Source organism: Kitasatospora sp. NPDC023176 (assembly GCF_055560495.1).
This window is the reverse complement of sequence record NZ_JBVHIP010000001.1, coordinates 875,465-896,457: the sequence shown is the minus strand read 5'-3', so window position 1 is coordinate 896,457 and position 20,993 is coordinate 875,465. Positions and strand designations below refer to the sequence as shown.

The following is a 20,993-nucleotide window of genomic DNA, read 5'->3' as shown; positions in this document are numbered from 1 at the left end:
CAGCGGGCACGGAAGGGCTCAGTGGCGGTTGCCGAGGGCGAAGAGCAGGATGACGAAGCCGGCGAACAGGTGGGTGCCGAGGATGTAGACCGAGGCGCGGATGAGCATGGCCTTGCGGCGGCTCTTCTCGTCGCTGGTGCTGTCGCTCATCGGGGCTCCTGGGCGGGTGCGGAGTGGCCGTCTTCTCGGGGCTGGGGGCGGATGTGGAGGCGTCGGCCGGTGGTGGCGGCTTCGGCGAGCAGCGTCTTGAGGGTGGTGAGGTCGACGGTCTGCGCGGCGGCGGGAGTGCCGCGGTCGTCGTAGGAGGTGATCGTGAAGCGCAAGGGTGGTGTTATTCCGGGGTCGTGGTGGGTGGGGTGAGCGGGAGGTGGACGAGGACGGTCTTGCCGCCGTCGGGGTCGGGCTGGACGGTCAGTTCTCCACCCAGGTGGCGGGCCAGGTCGGCGATGGCGGCGAGACCGCCCGTGGCGCCCTGGTGCGGCGGCAGGTCGAACAGGCCCGGGTGGCTGTCGCGGACGGCGACTTCGACGTGAGTGTTGGTGACGGCCAACAGCAGTTCGAAGAATGGGGAGCGCGACCGGGCGTGCCGGACGGCGTTGGTGACCAGTTCGGTGACGGCGAGGACGGCGGCGTCGTGGACGGTGGTCCTCGGCCGAACGCCCCAGCCGGTGAGGACGGTCACCGTGATGCGGCGGCTCACTTTGGCGGCGAGCCAGGTGCTGGCCAGGCTCATCCGGTACTTCCGGTCCCGACCGGATGGGGCGGCCGGGAGCGGGACGCGGTCATCGCGGCGCCCCCGGTCACGCCATCGGCGGATCACCATGGTGCTTCGGCTCGGGTCAACGGGCTGCTCCTGCGGCGAGGGGGAGATCGGCGGACTCGGTCTGACCGTGCAGGTGGTTGCGGGCGTAGGCGATGGCGTCGGGGGTGGTGGCGAACACGTGGCCGTCCGCGCGGAGCCGGTCGAGTGTGCCGAGGGCGTCGAGGGGCCGGTGGTGTTCGGCACGGATGCCGGAGACGAGCACCAGCGTGCCGCGGCGCTGGAGCTTGGTGATGGCGTCGCCGAGGAGGGTGGCGCCGCTGGCGTCGATCGCGCTGATCCGGGACATCCGCAGGATCGCGACCTTGACCTCGGCGGATTCGGTGAGTTCCAGCAGGAAGCGGTGGGCCGCGGCGAAGAGCAGCGGGCCGTCGATGCGGTAGGCGACGATGTGTTCGGCGAGCAGCGCCTGTTCCTCGTCGTGGTGGTCGGCCTGGGGAAGGTCGGCGTACAGCGGGACCTGCTCGACGCGTGCCGCCTTGGCGACGGCGGCGAGCGCCAGGACGCCGGAGACGAGCAGGCCGACGACGACGGCGGTGACCAGGTCGAAGGCCAGGGTGGCGGCGGCGGTGAGGGCCAGGACCGCGGCCTCGCCGCGCCCGGTGCGGGCGAGGGCGCGCAGTGAGCCGACCTCGACCATCCGCACAGCGGTGGCGATCAGTACGCCGGCCAGGGCGGCGAGCGGGATCCCGGCGACCAGGGGCGCGGCGGCGAAGACGATCACCGCGAGGACGGCGGCGTGGACGAGGGCGGCGAGCCGGGAGGCGGCGCCGGAGCGGACGTTGACGGCGGTGCGAGCGATCGCGCCGGTGGCGGCGACGCCGCCGAACAGCGGGGCGGCCAGGTTGGCCAGGCCCTGGCCGAAAAGCTCGCGGTCGCTGTCGTGGCGCTCCGAGACGCTCATCGCGTCGGCGGCGGTCGCCGACATCAGCGACTCCAGCGCGGCCAGCGCCGCCACGGCGAGGGCGGAGGGGAGCAGGGCCGGGACGGCGGAGAGGTCCAGGAAGCCCAGCGAGGGCATGGACAGTCCGGCGGGCAGGTGGCCGATGGTGGCCACCGGCAGGTCGGCCAGCTGTGCGACGAGGGTGGCCGTGATGACGGCGATCAGGGAGAACGGCAGGGAGGGCCGCCGGCGCACGCCGATCAGCATCACGGCCGCCACCGCGAGTGCCACCCCGAGCGCCGCCCAGTGCGGCGTGGAGAAGAACTGGCCGACGGCCTTGGCAGCGACGACGGCGGGGTTGTCACCGTCGGGCTTCTTCACTCCGAGGGCGCCGGGCACCTGCTGGAGCGCGATGACGCCGGCGATGCCGACGGTGAAGCCCTCCACGACCGGTACGGGCACGTAGGCCATCCAGCGGCCGGCCCGTACCAGCGCCAGCGCGACCAGGATGACGCCGGCCAGCAGGCCGACGGTGAGCACGCCGTCGGTGCCGTAGCGGGTGACGATGGGGACCAGGACGACGGTCATGGCGCCGGTCGGTCCGGACACCTGGAGGTTGGAGCCGCCGAAGACGGCGGCGAGCGCACCGGCGACGACGGCGGTCGCGAGGCCCGCCTCGGCGCCCGCGCCGGAGGATATGCCGAAGCCGAGGGCGAGCGGCAGGGCGACGATCGCCACCGTGAGGCCGGCGAGCAGGTCCTTGCGCGGCGAGCGGCCCATGGTGGCCAGGATCTGCCGGTTGGGCAGGACGGAACGCACCCGGTCGAGGGCGGCGTGGGCGGCACTCATGCCCGGACCTCCTTGACCGCGGTGGCGGTCGCGGTCAGTTCGCCGAGGAGCTGGTGCTGGTCGGTGATCATCTCGCCGAGGATGCGGCGGGCCGCCCGCAGCAGCCCGGCGACATCCGGCGTGCTGAGCGCGTAGACCACCGTGTTTCCGTCCCGGGCGGCGGTGACCAGGTTGGTGCGGCGCAGCACCGCGAGCTGCTGCGAGAGGCTGGACGCCTCGATGTCCAGAGCGGCGAGCAGATCGCGCACCGGCAGCGGGCCGTCCTGCAACAGCTCCAGAACCCGGATGCGCACCGGGTGGCCCAGCGTGCGGAAGAACTCCGCCTTCGCCTGGTACAGCGGGACGGCCATGTCTCAGCTCTCTCCTTGCTCTGCTTCCTCGGCGGTGCGCGGGATATCGATGCCGTGGTCGGCCGCGATCCGCAGCAGACCCGCCACGCGCCCGGCATACGCCTGGGCGCCGTCGTCGTCCCCGCGCTCGCGGGCTTGGTTCAGGGCCTGGCGGGCCTGGGCCAGCTGCTCGCGCAGCTCCTCGTCGAACACCGCGGTCACGACCACCCTCCCCGGTCGTCGGCACGACACCGGACGCACCTTGTGCCGATCCAACAGCACGCCAGCATGTATGAACATGAAGAATTTTTCAAATAGCTTGTTTCGCATGTGATGGATTCCGACAGTGACGATCTCTTGTGATCAGTAGCGATCGCCGGGCTGTTGAGACGGTGCCGGCTGCCTACGCTCGGTGCGCGGTCGGCGCGAAGGGCCGGCCGCGACGCGAAACAGTCGGGAGGACTTCCGGATGGCAGGCATCGACGGCGCGCTCAAGGACGCGATGGCGATCGACGGGGCGCTCGGTGCGGCCCTGGTCGACTCCACGAGCGGGATGGCGCTCGGTACGGTCGGGGATTCCGCGGGCCTGGACCTGCAGCTCGCCGCAGCCGGCACCACCGACGTCGTCCGCGCACGCCAGCGGGCAGCGGAAGCCCTCGGGCTGCACGGGGAGACGCTGGAGGACAGCCCGACCACGCTCACCCACCAGTACCACCTGGTGCGCCCGCTCACCTCGCCCGGCGGGAAGGAGCTGTTCCTCTATCTGGTCCTCGACCGCGCCCGGGCGAACCTCGCCATGGCCCGCCACCACGTGCGGCGCATCGACGCGCAACTGGTCGTCTGAGGCCGGGCACACGGCAGGCGCGGCCGGTTCAGTTCCTGGCGGGGCGCTCGGGCTCGGCGCGCAGGCCGTTGAGGAGTTCGGCCTGGTCGCTGATGACGCCGCTGAGGATGGTGCGCGCGACCCGCAGGAGCTCCGCCACCTGGGGATTGGTGAGGCGGTAGTAGACGGTGGAGCCTTCCCGGCGGGTGGCGACCAGGTTGGAACGGCGCAGGACGGCGAGCTGCTGGGACAGGTGCGAGGCCTCGATGCCGACCTCGGGCAGCATCTCGGCGACGGCGTACTCACGCTCGCTCAGCAGTTCCAGGACGCGAATCCGCGCGGGATGCCCCAACGTCTTGAAGAACTCAGCCTTCAACTGGTACAGCGGCGCGCCCATCACGCGAGGCGGGGTGGGCGTTCCGGCGTTCACGTCGTCACCGTCTCCATCAGACACAGCATTCTTTCCAGGGTTGACTTTAGCAACCAGATGATCGACTCGGCGGCTCGGGCCGATCAGGACGCCGCGAGGGCAGCGACGGCCGTATCGAGGTCCGGGAACACCCGGATCACGGACAGGGCGGCGGCCGTCGTCAGGACCTGGGCGCCGCGTTCCCCGAGGCCGCACACCACCAGCGGGCCGCGGCCGGCCGACAGGCGGCCGGTGGCGTCCAGGATCGCGTCCTCGCCCGAGCAGTTCCAGCCCCTCAGCGCCGCCATGTCGATCACCAGCGGACCGGAGCAACGGGCGACGGCCCAGTCGAACGCCCCCTGGAAACGGTGCGTCGCGTCCTGACCGAGCAAACCGGTCAGCGTCATCACGCCCACGCCGCGCTCCGTCGCGAACTCCCACTGCATGCTCACCGCCGCCCCCGGGCACAACTCCAGGGGCGGCGGCGAGCGGGCATGCACCCCTCGCGACCAGCGGGGACGGCTCGGAGAGAAGAGCGCCCGCAGCACCCGCACGGGCCGCGCCCACCCGGCACAAGGCGACACACCACCACTGCCCGTACCGGATACGGAGCGGACGGCGCCGCCGTGCGGCACTGCGGTGAGATACGCATTCCTCCTCCTGACCGTGCATGCAATTGACAATGTTAGCAACTGCTAAGGTCCTCATGCGACAGCCCACCGGAAGCGTGCTGCCGCCGGGAGGCCGCCCTGGAACCGACGCCGGGGCGGCCCCGCCGGTCGCGAGGAAGCGCGCTCTCCCACGTCCCGCCGAGGCACACCGCGAGGTCATCGATGGACGACGCCGTCACCGGCCGCCGAGGCCGGAAGGACCGCCAGATTGCTGCTACTCGCCGTGACTGGAGCCGGTCCGGAACCCTGGGGACCAGCTTGGGGCCGCACGCCATGAGCGCCGATGAGCGCCCATGGGCGAAAACGGGCGCCCATGCACGAACTTGACGCTGACGGCTGGACCCGGAAGTGGCCGTGCCGCCCCGACAAGGGGGTGTGCTTGTTGACGGCCCTCAAGCGGGCGCAGTTCGCACTCCTGTGGCTCGCTGTCGAGGCACGGCCACAATGATCGTGCTGTCTGCCGCGACGCGGTTCATTCCAGCCGGACCGCCCGCTACCCCTGCGGCGACACGAACCACGTGCGTACCCGCCAGGTCTCCACCACGCCATTCACGACGAAGGGATCCGAGGCCGCGAACTCCTCCGCGGCCTCGCGCGAGGTGAAGATGGACATGGCGCCGGCTTGGCCTTCTTCCGGCTCGGGGAACGGTCCGATCATCACCAGTTCTCCCGCGTGGCGCTTGCGGAAGTCAGCCGCGTACGCGTTGTGGGCGGGGAAGTGTTCCGGGACCTTGGCTCGTGCCTCTGGCGCCGACATGTACAGCAGCACGTATCGGGTGAGCCAGGCGACCTCGGACGCTTCCACGGCTTCTCCTCGTGTTCGGTCAGCGAAGCGCAGGTATCGCACCCCCGGCGCCAAGACCCGCGCTCAAATATCACACGGCACCGCGTCGGAGTGACCGCTCGGCCTGCCGACCAACGCCGGGGTGTTCGGGCCTGCGCGTCAGAGGCCGGGGGCTGGCCGCAGAGAGCGTGGCGACGTCCAGGTCGCCGGCCTGGAGCGCCTTGGCCAGCCCGACCGATCCGGCCGGCGACAGACGCAGGCGCACCGCCACCGGGGTGCTCGGCGTGGAAGCGGCCGAGCCGCGAGGGGAGGTCGACGACCGCCACTGAGATCAACGTCCCGACGGTGAGGCTGCCGGCCCGGTCTGGGACGGTCGGGAGGAAACCCAGTGGCTCCTGCGGCCGGTACCTGCGCGCCCAACGTTGCTCCTACCGGCGCCGCGCCGACACACTCGTGGCGGCCGTCAGGCCCGCCCCCGCTTTCGGCCGTTCTCAGCCGATGTCCCGGCGGCGCAGCCCGGCGAGACCGGTGCCGATCAGACTGGCGGCCACGAGAGTGAGGCGCAGCCGACGCGCTGCTCGGAGGCTCCGCCCGGGAGCAGGGGCGGATGCCGGAACGGGGGGTCGAATCCATTCGGGACGGGACGGGACGAGGCGGGCGCGTCGAGGGCCCGAGACCTCCCGAGGCCTTCACGAGGTCGGACACATCGATCGTCGCTGTCAGGTGCGCGAGTGCTCGGTCCGAAGTCGTCGTCATCGCGTCGAGGAGGCGGGGGAGCTGCCCGGACGGGCCTTCGGCGGTTGCGTACGGCGACTACCGGGAGGTCGTTCCGTGGGCGGGGTCAGGTCCGGGCCGGCTGTGTGAACTCGCACGGCAGGGACCGGTGCAGGCCGAGCAGCCGCAGCACCTTCGCGGGCTGTCGGGTGACACCGCGCAGGAACAGCCTGGTGCCCTTGGTCAGGCGCCGGTTCACCTGTAGGAAGACGCTGACCCCCGCGCTATCGCAGAAGCTGACGCCGGACAGGTCCAGCACCAGCTCCCGGTCGCCGTCACCCGCCAGTCCCAGCAGTTCCGGGACGAGCTCGGACGCGGTGAGCATGTCCAGTTCGCCGCGCAGTCGCACCACCGTGGTGCGGGCCTGCGGATCGCGGGTGACCGATCGGACCACGCTGTGCCCGACCGTTTCTGCTGTCGCGTCCACCACAACCTCCTGGAGTCCCCGTCGTCTCGCGGCCCTCGCGCCCGGTCCTTCGAGCGGCGCGCGGTCCCGTGTCGTACCGGAGTCAATCAACTGCCGGGTGGAGAGAGGCAGAACCGATGGGCCCCGGTCTTGGGGCCAGTGGTCCCAGGGGACGTGGTCGGTTCGGGTAGTGCCCGTTCGCACAGCCTGGGGTGACCGGACCGGAGCCAGCCGTCCAGGCGGCGGTTGCCGGCGCGGCGAGCGAGGCGGAGGTGCTCGTGCACGGAGCCTCCGCGCTCACCCGGACTGCGGGGACCCGGCTGCCCCGGTTCGTGGCCGTGTCACTGCTGGACGGGGCTCGACTGCGGGAGGTCGAGCCGGCGGAGCTGGAGGAGCCGGGTGACGTCGTGTGCGGTGACGACACCGGTCGGCCCGCCGGAGTCGAGGACGATAATCCGGCCTGCCGTTCCGACGGCGGAACGCTGGATCACGGCGGCCAGCGGTTCGTCCGGTTCCGCGGTGGTGCACAGGGCGAGCGGGGTCATGACGTCCCGTACCCGCAGGTCGTCCCGGCGCTCGGGCGGAACCGCGGCGAGCTGCCGTCGGGTGATCAGGCCGCTGGCCCGGCCGTCGAAGTCCACCAGGACCAGTGCGCAGTGGTGGCGGTTCGCGGAGATCTCGGTGCGGAAGCGTTCCACGGTGAGCCAGTCCGGGCCGGTCTCCACCGGGCTGGACATGGCGTCGGCCACGCGTACGCCCCGGAGCCCGTAGGTCCCGATTCCGGCGGACCAACGGGCACATCTGCCAACAGCGCACGGGACCTTCCGGCGAGGACCCGTTTCAGCGGGGCTTCTGCCCACGGGCCGGGTGCGGTTGCGGTCCGGTGGCCGGCCGTGTGTGCCGACCTGGCGGTCCCGCCAGGTCGGAGGCGGTTCCTGCCTCGGCTGGCGGCGGTGGGCTTCTGCGACAATCGACCGGCCGGTAACCAAGACGGACGGAGGGAGGCCTGCGTGGGCGGGGACGGAGTGCGGTCGCGGATGCCGCAGCTGCGACTGGATGAGCTGTTGGAGGAACTCCAGGCGCGGATCGACGCGGCCCGGGGTACCCGGGACCGGGTGCACAGCCTCCTGGAGGCCGTGCTGTCGGTGGGCCGGGAGCTGGACCTCACCCAGGTGCTGCGGCGGATCGTGGAGGCGGCCGCCGTGCTGGTGGACGCGCGGTACGCGGCGCTGGGGGTGATCGGGCCGGACGGCGAGACACTGTCGGAGTTCCTGACCGTGGGGCTGTCGGAGGAGGAGATCGCGAAGATCGGCCCGTACCCGACGGGTCGGGGCATCCTCGGCGAGCTGATCCGCAATCCCGAGGCGCTGCGGCTGACGGACCTGTCGGACCATCCGGCCTCGCACGGCTGCCCGGTGCACCACCCGGTGATGCGGACCTTCCTGGGCGTGCCGGTGCGGGTGCGCGAGGAGGTGTTCGGCAACCTCTATCTGACCGACAAGCGGGGCGGTGAGGAGTTCGACGCCGACGACGAGTCGGTGCTCTCGACCCTCGCGGTCGCTGCGGGGGTGGCGATCGACAACGCCCGCCTGTACGAGGAGGCACAGCGGCAGCAGCGCTGGCTGAGCGCGAGCGCGGAGATCACCCGGGGCCTGCTGTCGGGCAGTTCCCGCGCGGACGTGATGGAACTGATCGCGCGGCGGGCGCGGGAGATCACGGGCGCCGCGCTGGCGGACGTGTCGATCCCCGTCCCCGGTACCGACACGGTCCGGGTGGAGCTGGCCCTCGGGGGTGACGCGGCTGCCAGGCAGGGCCTGGTGGTGCCGCTGGACGGGACCCTGTCGGGGGAGGCGTGTGCGCAGGGCTCGCCGGCGACCACGGTCGACCTTTCCGGTGATCCGCGGCTGTCCGCCGGCCCTCGGAGGTTCGAGGGGCTCGGCCCGGCAGTGGCGGTCCCGCTGGGGCCGGCCGAGGGGCCGGTCGAGGGCGTGCTGCTGCTGGCGAGGGAGGTCGGTGAGCCGGCGTTCACCGAGCGGGAGACCGGTCCGTTGCTGGGCTTCGCCGACCAGGCGGCACTGGCCCTGGAGGTGGCGGAGCGGCGCCGCGACGCCGAGCAGCTGGCGATGCTGGAGGACCGGGACCGGATCGCCCGGGACCTGCACGACCTGGCCATCCAGCGGCTCTTCGCGACGGGGATGACGTTGCAGAGCGCGGCCCGGTTCATCGAGCACCCGGGTGCGTCGGACCGGGTGCTGCGTGCGGTCGCCGACCTGGACGAGACCATCAAGATCATCCGGTCGACGATCTTCGGGCTCCGAGCGCGCGAGGAGCAGGCCGGGCAGGGATTGCGGGCCAGGGCCGTGCGGGCCGTCGAACAGGCGCAGGCTGTCCTGGGCTTCCCGCCCAGGCTGAGCATGGAGGGCTTGCTCGACACCGATGTTCCCGCGGAGGTCGCGGAACACGTCGTGGCCGTGCTGGGGGAGGCGCTGAGCAACGCGGCCCGGCATGCGAAGGCGAACCGGGTGGAGGTGGTGCTGCACGCCAGCGGGCAGCGGGTCGTGCTGACGGTGCAGGACAACGGTGTCGGCGTCCCCGAGCAGGGGCGGCGCAGCGGCCTGCGCAATCTCGCCGAGCGGGCGGAGGGCCTCGGCGGCGCGTTCGAGGTGATCGTCCCAGCTGAGGGCGGGACCCGGCTGACCTGGTCGGCTCCGCTGGTGTGAGAGTCGGATGCCGATGTTCGCGGGGCTCGTCACGCCTCGTAGACCGGTGAGCCGGGCAGGGAACGCCCGGTCACCAGTTCCGGGCGGATCCGGATGGTCACACTACCGGCTGTTCTCGCGGGGGCGGGCACGACGGCCGGAATGGTGCGGCCCTCCTCGATGTCGGAGGTGACGTCCGCCCGCCCGAGGACGGTGACGCTCCAGCCGCTGCCGTCGGCTTCGTCGAGTTCGCTCGCCTCGAAGGCGACGATCGCGTCGGCGACGGCTCGGGTGATCTCGGAGTCGGTGTGAGCGTGGAGCAGGACGCTGCCGTCCGCCGCGATCCGGTAACGGACCGGCATGACGGCCGGCAGCGCACCAACGGTGTAGACCAATCGGCCGACGGCTGTCCCGCTGAGAAGCCTCAGACATTGCAGCTCGTCCAGTGGTGTGAATTCGGCGGTCATGACATCCATGCTCGGTGGGGGCATGTCCTTCCGCGAGGGGCTGATGGTCCCCCGGGAGGCCTCCGGGTGGTCCCCGTACACCGGGTGCTTTCGGCCCGGGCACGAGTGCCGCTCAGACGGTCCTGCGGGCCGCCAGGTGGCCCTGGCCCGTCAGTACCTGGGTGGCGATGATCGCGGCCTGGACGCGGCGCTCCACACCGAGCTTGGCGAGCAGGCGGGAGATGTGGTTCTTGACGGTCTTCTCGGCGAGGTAGAGCCGCTGGCCGATCTGCCGGTTGGTCAGGCCCTCGCCGACCAGGGCGAGGATCTCGCGTTCGCGCTCGGTGAGCTGCGGGGCATCGGACGGCTGCTGGGTCGCGGCCTCGCCGCGCAGCCGGGCCATCAGCCGGGTGGCGGCGCCGGAGTCGAGCATGGACTGTCCGGAGGCGACCGTGCGGACCGCGGAGACGAGGTCGGTGCCGCTGATCTGCTTGAGGACGTACCCGGCGGCACCGGCCATGATCGAGTCGAGCAGGGCCTCCTCGTCGTCGAAGGAGGTGAGGATCAGGCAGGCCAGCTCCGGCATCCGCGAGCGCAGTTCGCGGCAGACCGTCACGCCGTCGCCGTCGGGCAGTCGCATGTCCAGGACCGCGACGTCCGGGCGCAGCGCCGGAACGCGGGTGAGCGCCTGCGCCACCGTGGAGGCCTCGCCGACCACCGTGAAGCCGGGCTCCGCGTCCAGCAGGTCGTGCACACCCCGCCGGACCACCTCGTGGTCGTCGAGGAGGAACACCTTCACCGGGTCGCCCGCGCCCGCCGCGTTGTCCGCCATCACCACTCCGCGCTCAATGTCTGCCCCCAGCGGCAGGTCATACAGATCTCATCGCAGTCTGCCGGACGCCGGGCGGGGCCGATAGGGCCGGAGGGCCCTAATCGTGAGGGGTGTCCGGACGCCGTGTGCGCGGGTCGGCCGTCAGGCCACCGCGGCGGCGGGCTCCGGTACCGGCTGATCCGTCGGGGGTACGGGCATGCGGCGCGGGGTGGGAAAGCCCACAGGGCCGTACCCGGCACGCAGCAGCATCTGGGGTGCGCCGCGCTGCGGCAGGGCCCGGGCCATCCGGCTGCGCAGGTCGGGCCACTCCAGGGCCTGGTGGAGCATCGACGCGCGCAGCCCGTGGAGGGTGAGGATCAGCAGGGCGTGCTGCAGGGCCTGACCCGCGCGCAGCCAGTCGGCGGGGTGGTCGCTCCGGGTGGCGAGCATGAGGAGGTGCGGGTCGGGTTCGTACTTGGCCTTCGGCCGGCCTGCCGTGCGTTGCGGTGTGAAGTTCCGCATCGGCAACAGGCCGTCAGAGTCCAGGGTGCCCAGGGCGCGGGGCGGCACACCGGTGTCGTCGCCGGGCCCGGCGATCCAGTTCAGGCCCTCGGCCAGGCGCTCCGGGGCCAGGCCGTTGCGCTGTTCCGCCTCCGCTGTGAGTTCGAGCAGGCGGATCCGGGAGGTGTGTTCCGGCAGCCACAGCGTTGCACCGTCCTGGTGGGCGGCCTCGGTGGCCTCGGCGAGGACGGCGGAGGGCACGGGCTCGGGGGTGAACGGGAAGCGGCTGCTGCGGCGCTGCCGGACGGCTCGGTACAGGTCCGGCCTACGGGTCAGCGAGGCCCGGGGCCGACCGGCGAGACGGACGACGGCCAGCAGGTCGGGGACGCCCGGGTCGGGCAGCAGCCGGACCACCGGTTCCCGAGCCAGATGGACCGCGGCGACCCGGAGGTTGAACAGGGCGGCGCCGACCGAGAGGTGCAGTGCCCGGCCCTGGGGGTCAGTGCGCGGCAGCCTCCGCAACGGGTGTGAGAACACCTCGATGGTGTCCGCCTGCGCGTCGGTGCGGAACCGCCAGGGCTGCGTGTTGTGGATGGACGGGGCGGCGCACGCGGCGGCGAGGAGAATCCGGTGGACGGGATCGTTGGCATCGCGGCTGCTGACGGGCTGTGCGGACATCGGGGTCGTCTCCTTCCGAGTGGCGGGTGCGGTCAGCCCGCCCGGTTGTCGCGTGAGGCGCGGCCGCTCCACACGGGTTCCAGCTGGGCCCAGGAGTGTTGCCATGCCCGGTCGGCTCGGCGGTCCAGGACGTCCAGACGGATGCCGAGTCCGGTGACGACGAGGACGCCGAGGCCTCCGAGGAGGAACAGTCCGAGGCAGGCCGCCTTGGCGGCGATGGCGGCCGATCCGAGCGGGGACGCCACGGAACGGCCGACGTCGTCGACCCATATGCCGATGGTCGAACCGGGGGCCGTGCCGCCCGGCACCGGGACGCTGCCCGTGGTGCGGTGCCCGGTGGGGTAGACCCAGACGGCGTCGGCCTCGTACCGCCGCCTGCCGGCGCCGGTGTCGGCCTCCCGCTGCGCCGGAGTCAGCACGACCGCCTGGACCTGGTGCAGGCGGGCGGCCGTCACCGAGGCCTGGTGCCGGACAACGGCGAAGTCGGCCGCCGCCGCGCCCGCGCTGCCGAGCACGGCAAGGCCGATGCCGAGCACGGCCAGGACCAGGGCCCGGCTGCGTGAGCGGTCGATCGTGCGACCCAACGGATTCCGGCCCTTCCCGAGAGCCTGCCGCAGGTGGTGGCGGAAGGGCGGCACCGGGCCGGCTTGCTCGGGCGCGGTGTTCATCTCCGGTCCTCCTTCGTGGACGGTCTGGCAGATAGTGGCAACCGGCACGGGCCGGTCTTCAGAGGTGGGGGACGACCGCCACCGGGGCGGTGGAGTGGTGGAGTACGGCGTGTGCGACGGGTCCGAGCAGCATGCCGATGTGGTGACGGCGCTCGCGTCGACCGATGACGACCAACTCGGCACCGGCGGAGGCGTCCAGGACGGCCTTCGCCCCGCCGCCGAGCCGGACGTCCTCGACGACGGCCACGCCCGGATAGTTCGCCAACTGACGGGTGAGGTGCTGTGACAGCAGGGCCGCCTTCGTACCCTCCTGGCCAGGGATGTCCACCGGAGGCGGCATCATGCCTCCGAAGGCCCAGGCCGGGGCCGGGTCCCAGCCGTGGACGGCGCGCAGCCCGGCGCCGCGGCGCTCCGCCTCCGCGAAGGCGAATTCGAGGACTGCTTCGCCCGGTTCACCGGAGTCGATGCCGACCACGACGTCGCCGACGGCGGCGGTGCTCGCGCGAGGGAGGGGCCCTGCCTCGCGGACGAGGACCGTCGGGACCGTCGCGCGGGCGGCGACCGCGAGGGAGACCGATCCGACGAGCAGGCCGGCGAATCCCCCGAGGCCCCGGGAGCCGAGCACCAGCATCTCCTGTCCCCGTGCTTCGGCGACCAGTCCGTCGACCGGGTCGTCGGGCCTGACGGCGGTCTCTACCGGCAGTTCCGGGTGGGCGAGGCGGATTCGGTCGGCGACGCGGGCGAGGGCGTCGAGCGCGGCGGGCCTGAGGTCGCCGGGCTCGGCCCGGTCCGCGTTCTCGCCGTTCAGCCAGGGCCAGACGTGCAGGAGGCGCAGGGGCGCTCCGAGCCGCTGGGCCTCCGCTGCCGCCCACATGGCGGCGGTCTCGCTCGGCGGTGAGCCGTCGAGGCCGGCCAGGACGTGTCGCGTCGTCACGGATGCTCCTTTGGGGTCGGGTTGAGGGCCGGGCTGGACCGTGGCCCGGCGAGCACCAATCTCCCGCGGGGCCTCGCGGGACCCCAGGGCCGGACGGAACCCGTCGGTGGGCCGGTGGTCCCGAGGGGGCGGATCCGGCAATGCGTCACGCGCCATGTGCCGGTGGGCGGTCCGGTGCTGTCGGGACCATCGGACAGGGAAGACAGGGACCGCCGGTGCGGGAAGCGGGACCGTTGGCCCATGGGGCCGGCCGCTCGCGGATTCGAGGATCTTCTCAGCGGGCCACGGCGGAGACCGGGCCCGTCAGCGTGGTTGAGCAGCTGGCAAAGGAGCTCTTGATGTCTGTACACGACAGCGGAAGACCACCGGTGAGCACGTCGGGGGACGGCCCACAAGGGCGTAATACCTCCTTCGGGCTGCCCGCGGCGACGGCGCTGGTGGTGGGCAGCATCATCGGTACCGGCGTGTTCGCGCTGCCGTCGGCGCTCGCGCCGTACGGGCCGATCGCGCTGGTGGCGTTCGTGCTGGTGACCGTCGGGGCGCTGGCGCTGGCGGTGACCTTCGGGCGGCTGTCGGAGCGAGTACCCGGCAGCGGCGGGCCGTACGTCTACGCCCGGGAGGCGTTCGGTGAGTTCGCCGGGTTCCTGACCGCCTGGTCGTACTGGATCACGGCCTGGGCCGGGAACGCGGCCATCGTGGTGGCCTGGGTCGGCTACGTCGAGGTGTTCGTCAACAAGGGCCATCACACCGGGGCTTCGGTCGCGATAGCCCTGGTGGGCCTGTGGCTGCCCGCGATCGTGAACCTGGCCGGTGTGCGCAGCATCGGGGCGTTCCAGGTGGTCACCACGGTGCTGAAGTTCCTGCCGCTGGCGTTCATGGCGACGGCCGGCCTGTTGTTCGTGAAGTCCGGCAACTTCGGGGCCTTCAACGCGAGTGGCGGTTCGGCGCTGGGTGCCGTGTCGGCGGCCGGGGCGATCGCGCTGTTCAGCTACATCGGCCTGGAGACCGCCTCGGTGGCGGCCGGGCGGGTGCGGGAACCGAAGCGCAACGTGCCCCGGGCGACCGTCTACGGCACCCTGGCCTGTGCGGCGATCTACCTGCTCGGCACCCTGGCCGTGTTCGGCACTGTCCCGCACGGCCAACTCGGCTCCTCCACCGCGCCGTTCACGGACGCGATGAACAACATCGCGGGCGGCACCTGGGCCGGGAACCTGGTCGCCGTCGCGGCGATCATCTCCGGGCTCGGGGCACTGAACGGCTGGACCATGATCTGCGCGGAGATGCCGATGGCCGCCGCACGCGACGGGCTGTTCCCGTCCGCGTTCGCCGGCACCCGGGGCCGTGGTGAGGTGCCGGCCTTCGGCATCGTCTCGGCGACGGTCCTCGCGTCGGTGCTCACCGTGATCAGCTACACGCGGTTCACGCAGGTGTTCACCGAGATCGTGCTGCTGAGCGTGCTCACCGCTGTCATCCCGTATCTGGTCTCGGCCGCCGCGCAGCTGTACTGGCTGGTGCTGCACGGTCGGGAGGAGCTGGATCGGCGCCGCTTTGCGCGGGACGTCACCGTCACCGCCCTGGCGCTGGCGTTCTCCTACTGGTCGATCCAGGGCAGCGGCTACCAGACCGTCTACTACGGCCTGTTCACGGTCCTGCTCGGCATCCCGGTCTACATCTGGCTGAAGCGACCGTACGCCCGGCCTGCGGCGGGGGCTCTCACCGGCACCGCCGCCCCGCTCACCGCCACCGAGCCGGCCCACCACGACGAGCCGCCGTTGAAGGCGGCCCGCACCGTACGGCCCGTCGGCCTGCCGACCATTCTCCGGCGCGCACTGACCCCGCGCCACCTGCACTGAACTCTGAGGAGCACCACCGATGTCCACCCTGCGTGTCGATTCCGAAGCGGGCCGCCTGCGTCAGGTGATCCTGCACCGTCCGGGCCTGGAGCTGTCCCGGCTGACCCCGCGCAACGTCGACGACTTGCTCTTCGACGACATCCTGTGGGCCAAGCGCGCCCGCGAGGAGCACGACGCCTTCGCCCAGGTGCTGCGCGATCACGGCGTGCGCGTGCACCACTACGCCGACCTGCTCGCCGAGACCCTCGACTTGCCGCCGGCCCGGTCCTGGCTGCTGGGGCAGGTGGTCACCCCGGCCATTGTCGGCCCTGCCCTGGTCGAGCCGGTGCGCGAGCTGTGCGAGGAACTCGACGGCCGGACGCTGGCCGAGTACCTGATCGGTGGCGTCCTCAAGGACGACCTGCCGCTGAAGAACCCGCACAGCCTGGTGTGGAACACCGTCGGCGAGCAGGACTTCGCCCTTCCGCCGCTGCCCAACCACCTCTTCCCGCGCGACAACTCCTGTTGGATCGGCGCTCGGTACAGCCTCAATCCGATGGCGAAGCCGGCCCGGCGGCGGGAGACCCTGCACACCGTCGCGATCTACCGCTTCCACCCGCTGTTCGCCGAGACCGCGCCCCCGCTGCTGGACGGCACCACCACCGCGCCGGGACTCAGCATCGAGGGCGGAGACGTCCACGTGATCGCCCCGGGCGTCGTCATGGTCGGAATGGGCGAGCGCACCACCGCCGCGGCCGTCGAGACCCTCGCCCAGCAGCTGTTCCTGACCCACACCGCGCACCGGCTGATCGCCGTGCAACTGCCGCGGAGCCGGGCGTTCATGCACCTGGACACCGTCATGACGATGATCGACCGGGACACCTTCACGCTCTACCCGGGCCTGGCCCACGAGTTGCGCTCGTGGACCCTCACCCCCGCCCTCGAGCGCCCGGCCGGCTTCGACGTGCGGACCGACACCGACCTCGCCGCCTCGCTCGCCGAGGCCCTCGACCTGGACAAGGTCCGCTTCCTGTCCGCCGAGCAGGACGCCCGCGCCGCCGAGCGCGAACAGTGGGACGACGGGAACAACTTCCTCGCCCTCGCCCCCGGCGTCGTCGTCGGCTACGAGCGCAACACCACCACCAACACCCACCTGCGCAAGCAGGGCGTCGAGATCGTCACCATCGCGGGCTCCGAGCTCGGCCGCGGCCGTGGCGGCCCGCGCTGCATGAGCTGCCCGATCCAGCGCGACCCCGCCAACTGACCCACCTCACCCGGCCAACCCGAGGAGCGAACAGCCATGACCATCGACCTGCGCGGCCGCCACTACCTGCGCGAACTCGACTTCACCGCCGCCGAGATCCACCACCTGCTCGACCTCGCCGCCGAGCTGAAGGCCGCCCGGCGCGCCGGCACCGAGATGCCTCGGCTTACCGGCCGCAGGATCGCCCTGATCTTCGAGAAGAGCTCCACCCGGACCCGCTGCGCCTTCGAGGTCGCCGCGGCCGACCAGGGCGCCATGACCACCTACCTGGGCCCGGACGGCTCGCACATCGGCCACAAGGAGAGCATCTCCGACACCGCCTGCGTCCTGGGCCGGATGTACGACGGCATCGAGTACCGCGGCTTCGAGCAGGACGCCGTCACCGAACTCGCCGACCACGCCGGTGTCCCCGTGTACAACGGCCTCACCGACCAGTGCCACCCCACCCAGAGCCTGTGCGACGTGTTCACCATGCGCGAGCACAGCGGAAAGCCGCTGGAGGAGATCTCCTTCTGCTACCTCGGCGACGCCCGCAACAACACCGCCAACTCCCTGCTGACGATGGGGAGTCTGCTGGGCATGGACGTGCGCATCGCGGCCCCGCGCGAGCTGTGGCCCGACCCGCTGCTCGTCTCCGAGTGCCGGCGGCTCGCCCAGGACAGCGGCGCTCGGATCACCCTCACCGACGAGGTCGAGGTGGCCGTGCGCGGGGCGGACTACCTCTACACCGACGTGTGGGTGTCGATGGGCGAGGACCACGCCCAGTGGCCCGAGCGCATCGCCCGGCTGCTGCCGTACCAGGTCAACGCGAAGACGATGGCGGCGACCGGCAACCCGGACACCGCCTTCCTGCACTGCCTGCCCGCCCTGCACGACCGCCGCACCGACCTCGGCGCCGAACTCGCCGACGAGCACGGGCTCGACGGCCTCGAAGTCACCGACGAGGTCTTCGAGTCGCCGGCCTCGCTGGTCTTCGACCAGGCCGAGAACCGCATGCACACCATCAAGGCGATCCTCGTCGCCACCCTCGGGAGGAAGTGACCATGCGCATCGTCGCCGCCCTCGGCGGGAACGCCCTGCTCCAGCGGGGCGAGCACCCCGACGCCGCCGTCCAGCAGCACCACGTCCACGACGCCGCCCGCTCGCTCGCCGAACTCGTCACCGCCGGGCACGAGTTGGTGATCACCCACGGCAACGGGCCGCAGATCGGCCTGCTCGCCCAGGAGAGCGAGGCCGACCCGGCGCTCACCGCGCCGTACCCGCTGGACGTCCTCGGAGCCCAGACCCAGGGCATGATCGGCACCCTGCTCGCTCGCGAGCTCATGGGCCGACTGCCGGGCCGCGCCGTCACCGCACTGGTGACCCACACCGAGGTCGACCCCCACGATCCCGCCTTCCAGCGGCCGGGCAAGTTCATCGGCGGGCAACTCACCGACCACCAGGCCAGGATGATGGAGATCGAGCGCGGCTGGACCACCGCGCGGGACGGTGAGCACCTGCGCCGGGTCGTTCCCTCACCCCGTCCCACGGCGATCGTCGAACTCCCGGCCATCCGGGCGCTCCTGGCCACGGGCTCGGTGGTGATCGCCGCCGGGGGCGGCGGTGTCCCGGTCAAGCGGAACCCGGACACCGGCCTCGTCCACGGTGTCGAGGCGGTCGTTGACAAGGACCTGGCCGCGGCGCTGCTCGCCGAACAGCTCGACGCCGACGCGCTGCTGATACTCACCGACGTCACCCACGTCTTCACCCGCTTCGGCTCCACTCGTCCCGGCCCGCTGGTCAGCGTCACACCCGACCGGCTGCGCGAACTGGACCTGCCGGAAGGGTCGATGCGGCCCAAGGCCGAGGCCGCCGCCGCCTTCGCGGAGCGGACCGGCGCTCTCGCGGCCATCGGCCCCCTCGACAACGCACTGGGCACGATCCTCGGTACCACCGGCACCACCGTCCGCGCACTGCCGGGCGCCGCAGGGGAGGGACCCAAGGCGTTGCCGGCGGGACCTTCGACCCTCGGCCCGGCCGATCAGCGTGCGGCAGTCTGACAACCACCCGGAAAGGAAACGGTGATGACCCGTCTGCAGATCCGACCCGCCGCCGAGGTCCTGGTGGCGACCTGCGGTGAAGTCTCCCTGGCTGCACCCGACTACGCCAGGACCAAGCTGCTCGCGGTGCTCGAACGCCTCGACGAGCCGGTCCTCGCGGTCCGGGTGAAGCTCACCCAGGAGCCCAACCATGCCGTGGCCAAGCCGTCGACCGCCCAGGCCACGCTCGACCTCAACGGCCGGCCCGTCCGGGCCCACGTCGCCGCCACCACCATGCAGGAAGCCGTCGACCTGCTCCAGGACCGGCTGAACGCCAGGATCGCTCGGGTCCGGACCCACCAGCGGCACCACCGTCACCACGCCGATCCGCCCGCGGCCAGCGGGCGCGAGCACAGGCCGCAGCGCCGGGTGCTGGATGCCGAGGAGCGCCGCATCGTGCGGCACAAGAGCTACAGCCTCGCGCGCCAGACCACCTGGGCGGCGGTGTTCGAACTGGAAGCGATGGACTACGACTTCCACCTGTACACCGACGCGGCGACGGGCTGCGACAGCGTCGTCCACCACGACGGGGCGACGGGGACGTACCGGATCGTCTCGGCCGGAGCGGCACCCGAAGCCGAGCCGGGCATCGCGGTGAGCACCAAGGCCGTGCCCGAACTGACCGTCGCCGACGCAGTCTCGCGCCTCGACCTGAGCGGCCTGCCGTTCGTCTTCTTCACGAACGGCGAGACCGGTCGTGGCAACATCCTGTACCACCGCTACGACGGCCACTACGGCCTCATCACACCCGTGCAATAGCCAGCGCGAGCCGGGGGCCAGCCGGGACCGGTAATGCGACCGGGGGAGCGGTTGGGGCCGCCCTCCGGCCGCCCTGGAGCGGCCCTGGACATCCGCGCGCACGGCCCGCCACCGAAGCCACGGTGGCGGGCCGTGGCGTTGGGTGCTGCTCTGGACGCGAGGTTGTTCCACACGCACTGCTGAGTGCTGATCCACGCTGCCGCGTCGGGGGTGATCCTTGTCTGCCGGTCGTTCACTTCTGCCGATGCCCGCCGAACCCACGCACTTCGCGGAGCACTGACCGGCGCGGGCGCAGGTCGAGCGCAGGCCGGAAGCCGGATGCCGCGTCCACCTGGGGTGGACGCGGCATGGGAGCGTCATCGCTTTGCGCCCGGTATCCCGGAGGGCACCTGCGCCGTTTCAGTCGTGCGGGATGACGGCGACCGGCGCCTGTGCGTGGTGGATCACCGCGTGGGCGACCGGTCCGAGGCGCAGGCCGAGGTGGTGGCGGCGCCGGTGGCGGCCGACCACGACGAGTGCGGCGTCGCCGGATGCGTCCACCACCGCGCCGGCGCCGCCGGCGATCCGGCTGTCCTCGACCACCGCGACGTCCGGGTACTTGTCCCGCCACATGCTGAGTGCCTGGCTGAGCAACTCGTCCTCGATGGTGCGGAACTGCTCGGTCTCGATCCGCGGTGCCACCCAGCCCGCGTAGCCCCAGACCGCCGGAGGAGTCCAGCCGTGAACGGCACGCAGCACGGTGCCGCGAGCCGCGGCCTCCTGGAATGCGAAGTCGATGACCTCGTCCGCCGGGGCACGGGTGTCGATGCCGACGACTACCTCGGCGGCGTCGCGGGCGTCGGCCTGCTGCGTCTGCGCGGCCCGGACCAGGACGACGGGCACGTCGCATCGTGCCGCGGCGTTCAGACCGACCGATCCCACCAGCAGACCCTCGAAGCCGCCCAGGCCCAGTGAACCGACGGCGAGCAGTTCGGATTCGGCCGCGGCAGCGAGCAGGGACGCGGCCGGCTCGTGCCCGGGCAGAACGCCGGTGTGCACCTCCAGCCCCGGGTGGGCCGAGCGCACCTGCCGCGCGGCGTCGGCGAGCATGCGCTCGGTCAGGGCGCGCACCTGCGCCGGTTGGCCGGGATCGGCGTGGACGTCGTCCTCCCAGGTCCAGGCGTGGACGAGGCGCAGGGCGTGGCCGCGGCGCACCGCTTCGTCGGCCGCCCACTGCGCTGCCGCGGTGCTCTCGACCGAACCGTCGATACCGGCCAGAACGAACTTCCTCATGGCAGTGCCCTACTTTCCGCTGCTCGGGACCGCCTCTGGCGCAACCGCCTGAGGCCCGGGATCAGCCTCGCCGAGGGCGATCCTGCATCCCAGGGCCGGCCGGGTCCGCAGGCGGGGCCCAAGGTCCCGAATGGCCGAAGGCGCGCACCCGAGACATCTCGGGTGCGCGCCTTCGGCCGGTCGGCGGAGGGTGCTGTCGCGCGCTCAGCCGAAGGCGGTCTTCAGCGCCCGGAACGCCGTCTTCGGATCGGAGAGGGCGTGGTGGACGGGCGGAATCGGCTTGTCGAGGCCGAGCAGTCGGTA

24 protein-coding genes are annotated in these 20,993 nt (G+C 72.1%); 7 read left to right on the top strand and 17 right to left on the bottom strand.

Annotation, left to right across the window (positions count from 1 at the left end):
• Positions 1-18: 18 nt before the first annotated feature.
• The 6 genes from ACZ3YL_RS04105 to ACZ3YL_RS04080 form a co-directional block, all read right to left on the bottom strand.
• Positions 19-150, bottom strand: coding sequence for a DUF6126 family protein (locus tag ACZ3YL_RS04105; protein WP_223241548.1), 132 nt, complete (start codon positions 148-150; stop codon positions 19-21).
• Positions 147-323, bottom strand: coding sequence for a hypothetical protein (locus ACZ3YL_RS04100; protein ID WP_465655218.1), 177 nt, complete (start codon positions 321-323; stop codon positions 147-149). The genes ACZ3YL_RS04105 and ACZ3YL_RS04100 overlap by 4 nt, the downstream gene beginning before the upstream one ends.
• An 8-nt stretch (positions 324-331) precedes the next feature.
• Entirely contained in the window at positions 332-733 is a 402-nt protein-coding gene (locus ACZ3YL_RS04095) for an ATP-binding protein (protein WP_188302056.1), read from the bottom strand.
• Between the two features lie 106 nt (positions 734-839).
• On the bottom strand, positions 840-2,552 hold the full coding sequence (locus ACZ3YL_RS04090; RefSeq protein ID WP_188302055.1) for a SulP family inorganic anion transporter: 1,713 nt from the start codon (positions 2,550-2,552) through the stop codon (positions 840-842).
• Positions 2,549-2,902, bottom strand: a complete 354-nt coding sequence (locus ACZ3YL_RS04085; RefSeq protein WP_465655215.1) for an ArsR/SmtB family transcription factor — start codon at positions 2,900-2,902, stop codon at positions 2,549-2,551. Before ACZ3YL_RS04085 ends, ACZ3YL_RS04090 begins: the two co-directional genes overlap by 4 nt.
• 3 nt (positions 2,903-2,905) lie before the next feature.
• A complete protein-coding gene (locus ACZ3YL_RS04080) occupies positions 2,906-3,211 on the bottom strand; it encodes a hypothetical protein (RefSeq protein ID WP_465655213.1) in 306 nt (101 codons plus the stop codon).
• Between the two features lie 139 nt (positions 3,212-3,350).
• Here ACZ3YL_RS04080 and ACZ3YL_RS04075 point away from each other — a divergent pair, with 139 nt between their 5' ends.
• Positions 3,351-3,725, top strand: coding sequence for a hypothetical protein (locus ACZ3YL_RS04075; protein ID WP_465655211.1), 375 nt, complete (start codon positions 3,351-3,353; stop codon positions 3,723-3,725).
• A 28-nt stretch (positions 3,726-3,753) separates the two neighbouring features.
• Here ACZ3YL_RS04075 and ACZ3YL_RS04070 read toward each other — a convergent pair whose 3' ends face one another.
• The 5 genes from ACZ3YL_RS04070 to ACZ3YL_RS04050 form a co-directional block, all read right to left on the bottom strand.
• Positions 3,754-4,101, bottom strand: coding sequence for an ArsR/SmtB family transcription factor (locus tag ACZ3YL_RS04070; RefSeq protein ID WP_188302241.1), 348 nt, complete (start codon positions 4,099-4,101; stop codon positions 3,754-3,756).
• A 116-nt stretch (positions 4,102-4,217) separates the two neighbouring features.
• Positions 4,218-4,559, bottom strand: coding sequence for an STAS domain-containing protein (locus ACZ3YL_RS04065; RefSeq protein ID WP_465655262.1), 342 nt, complete (start codon positions 4,557-4,559; stop codon positions 4,218-4,220).
• A gap of 718 nt (positions 4,560-5,277) precedes the next feature.
• Positions 5,278-5,589, bottom strand: coding sequence for a YciI family protein (locus tag ACZ3YL_RS04060; protein ID WP_465655209.1), 312 nt, complete (start codon positions 5,587-5,589; stop codon positions 5,278-5,280).
• A gap of 820 nt (positions 5,590-6,409) precedes the next feature.
• Positions 6,410-6,769, bottom strand: a complete 360-nt coding sequence (locus ACZ3YL_RS04055) for an STAS domain-containing protein (RefSeq protein WP_188302052.1) — start codon at positions 6,767-6,769, stop codon at positions 6,410-6,412.
• A gap of 320 nt (positions 6,770-7,089) precedes the next feature.
• The gene (locus tag ACZ3YL_RS04050; RefSeq protein ID WP_188302051.1) at positions 7,090-7,497 is read right to left on the bottom strand and encodes a CBS domain-containing protein; all 408 of its coding nucleotides are present in this window, start codon (positions 7,495-7,497) and stop codon (positions 7,090-7,092) included.
• 288 nt (positions 7,498-7,785) lie between these two features.
• Here ACZ3YL_RS04050 and ACZ3YL_RS04045 point away from each other — a divergent pair, with 288 nt between their 5' ends.
• Positions 7,786-9,468: a sensor histidine kinase gene (locus tag ACZ3YL_RS04045; RefSeq protein WP_402825600.1), complete on the top strand. Its 1,683-nt coding sequence runs from the start codon at positions 7,786-7,788 to the stop codon at positions 9,466-9,468.
• A gap of 29 nt (positions 9,469-9,497) precedes the next feature.
• On the opposite strand, the gene ACZ3YL_RS04040 is transcribed toward ACZ3YL_RS04045, so the two are convergent.
• From ACZ3YL_RS04040 to ACZ3YL_RS04020, 5 genes are all read right to left on the bottom strand, one after another.
• Positions 9,498-9,914 carry a pyridoxamine 5'-phosphate oxidase family protein gene (locus ACZ3YL_RS04040; protein WP_188302049.1) on the bottom strand — a complete coding sequence of 139 codons (417 nt, stop codon included), beginning with the start codon at positions 9,912-9,914 and terminating at the stop codon, positions 9,498-9,500.
• Between the two features lie 112 nt (positions 9,915-10,026).
• A complete protein-coding gene (locus ACZ3YL_RS04035; RefSeq protein ID WP_188302048.1) occupies positions 10,027-10,725 on the bottom strand; it encodes a response regulator in 699 nt (232 codons plus the stop codon).
• Between the two features lie 141 nt (positions 10,726-10,866).
• Positions 10,867-11,883 carry an Acg family FMN-binding oxidoreductase gene (locus ACZ3YL_RS04030; protein ID WP_465655206.1) on the bottom strand — a complete coding sequence of 339 codons (1,017 nt, stop codon included), beginning with the start codon at positions 11,881-11,883 and terminating at the stop codon, positions 10,867-10,869.
• A gap of 32 nt (positions 11,884-11,915) precedes the next feature.
• Complete coding sequence (locus ACZ3YL_RS04025; RefSeq protein WP_188302046.1) at positions 11,916-12,551, bottom strand: Rv1733c family protein; 636 nt, start codon at positions 12,549-12,551, stop codon at positions 11,916-11,918.
• 58 nt (positions 12,552-12,609) lie between these two features.
• On the bottom strand, positions 12,610-13,485 hold the full coding sequence (locus ACZ3YL_RS04020; RefSeq protein ID WP_188302045.1) for a universal stress protein: 876 nt from the start codon (positions 13,483-13,485) through the stop codon (positions 12,610-12,612).
• Positions 13,486-13,922: 437 nt separating this feature from the next.
• On the opposite strand from ACZ3YL_RS04020, the gene ACZ3YL_RS04015 reads away from it, so the two are divergent.
• From ACZ3YL_RS04015 to ACZ3YL_RS03995, 5 genes are read left to right on the top strand one after another with little or no spacing between them, the layout of a single operon-like run.
• Positions 13,923-15,338 carry an amino acid permease gene (locus ACZ3YL_RS04015; RefSeq protein WP_465655260.1) on the top strand — a complete coding sequence of 472 codons (1,416 nt, stop codon included), beginning with the start codon at positions 13,923-13,925 and terminating at the stop codon, positions 15,336-15,338.
• A gap of 19 nt (positions 15,339-15,357) precedes the next feature.
• On the top strand, positions 15,358-16,581 hold the full coding sequence (locus ACZ3YL_RS04010; protein ID WP_465655203.1) for an arginine deiminase: 1,224 nt from the start codon (positions 15,358-15,360) through the stop codon (positions 16,579-16,581).
• A 36-nt stretch (positions 16,582-16,617) separates the two neighbouring features.
• The gene (argF, locus tag ACZ3YL_RS04005) at positions 16,618-17,622 is read left to right on the top strand and encodes an ornithine carbamoyltransferase (RefSeq protein WP_465655201.1); all 1,005 of its coding nucleotides are present in this window, start codon (positions 16,618-16,620) and stop codon (positions 17,620-17,622) included.
• Positions 17,623-17,624: 2 nt separating this feature from the next.
• Positions 17,625-18,620, top strand: a complete 996-nt coding sequence (locus ACZ3YL_RS04000) for a carbamate kinase (RefSeq protein WP_465655199.1) — start codon at positions 17,625-17,627, stop codon at positions 18,618-18,620.
• 24 nt (positions 18,621-18,644) lie between these two features.
• On the top strand, positions 18,645-19,418 hold the full coding sequence (locus tag ACZ3YL_RS03995) for a ribosome hibernation promotion factor (protein WP_465655197.1): 774 nt from the start codon (positions 18,645-18,647) through the stop codon (positions 19,416-19,418).
• 399 nt (positions 19,419-19,817) lie between these two features.
• On the opposite strand, the gene ACZ3YL_RS03990 is transcribed toward ACZ3YL_RS03995, so the two are convergent.
• On the bottom strand, positions 19,818-20,690 hold the full coding sequence (locus ACZ3YL_RS03990) for a universal stress protein (RefSeq protein WP_465655195.1): 873 nt from the start codon (positions 20,688-20,690) through the stop codon (positions 19,818-19,820).
• Positions 20,691-20,993 lie beyond the last annotated feature (303 nt).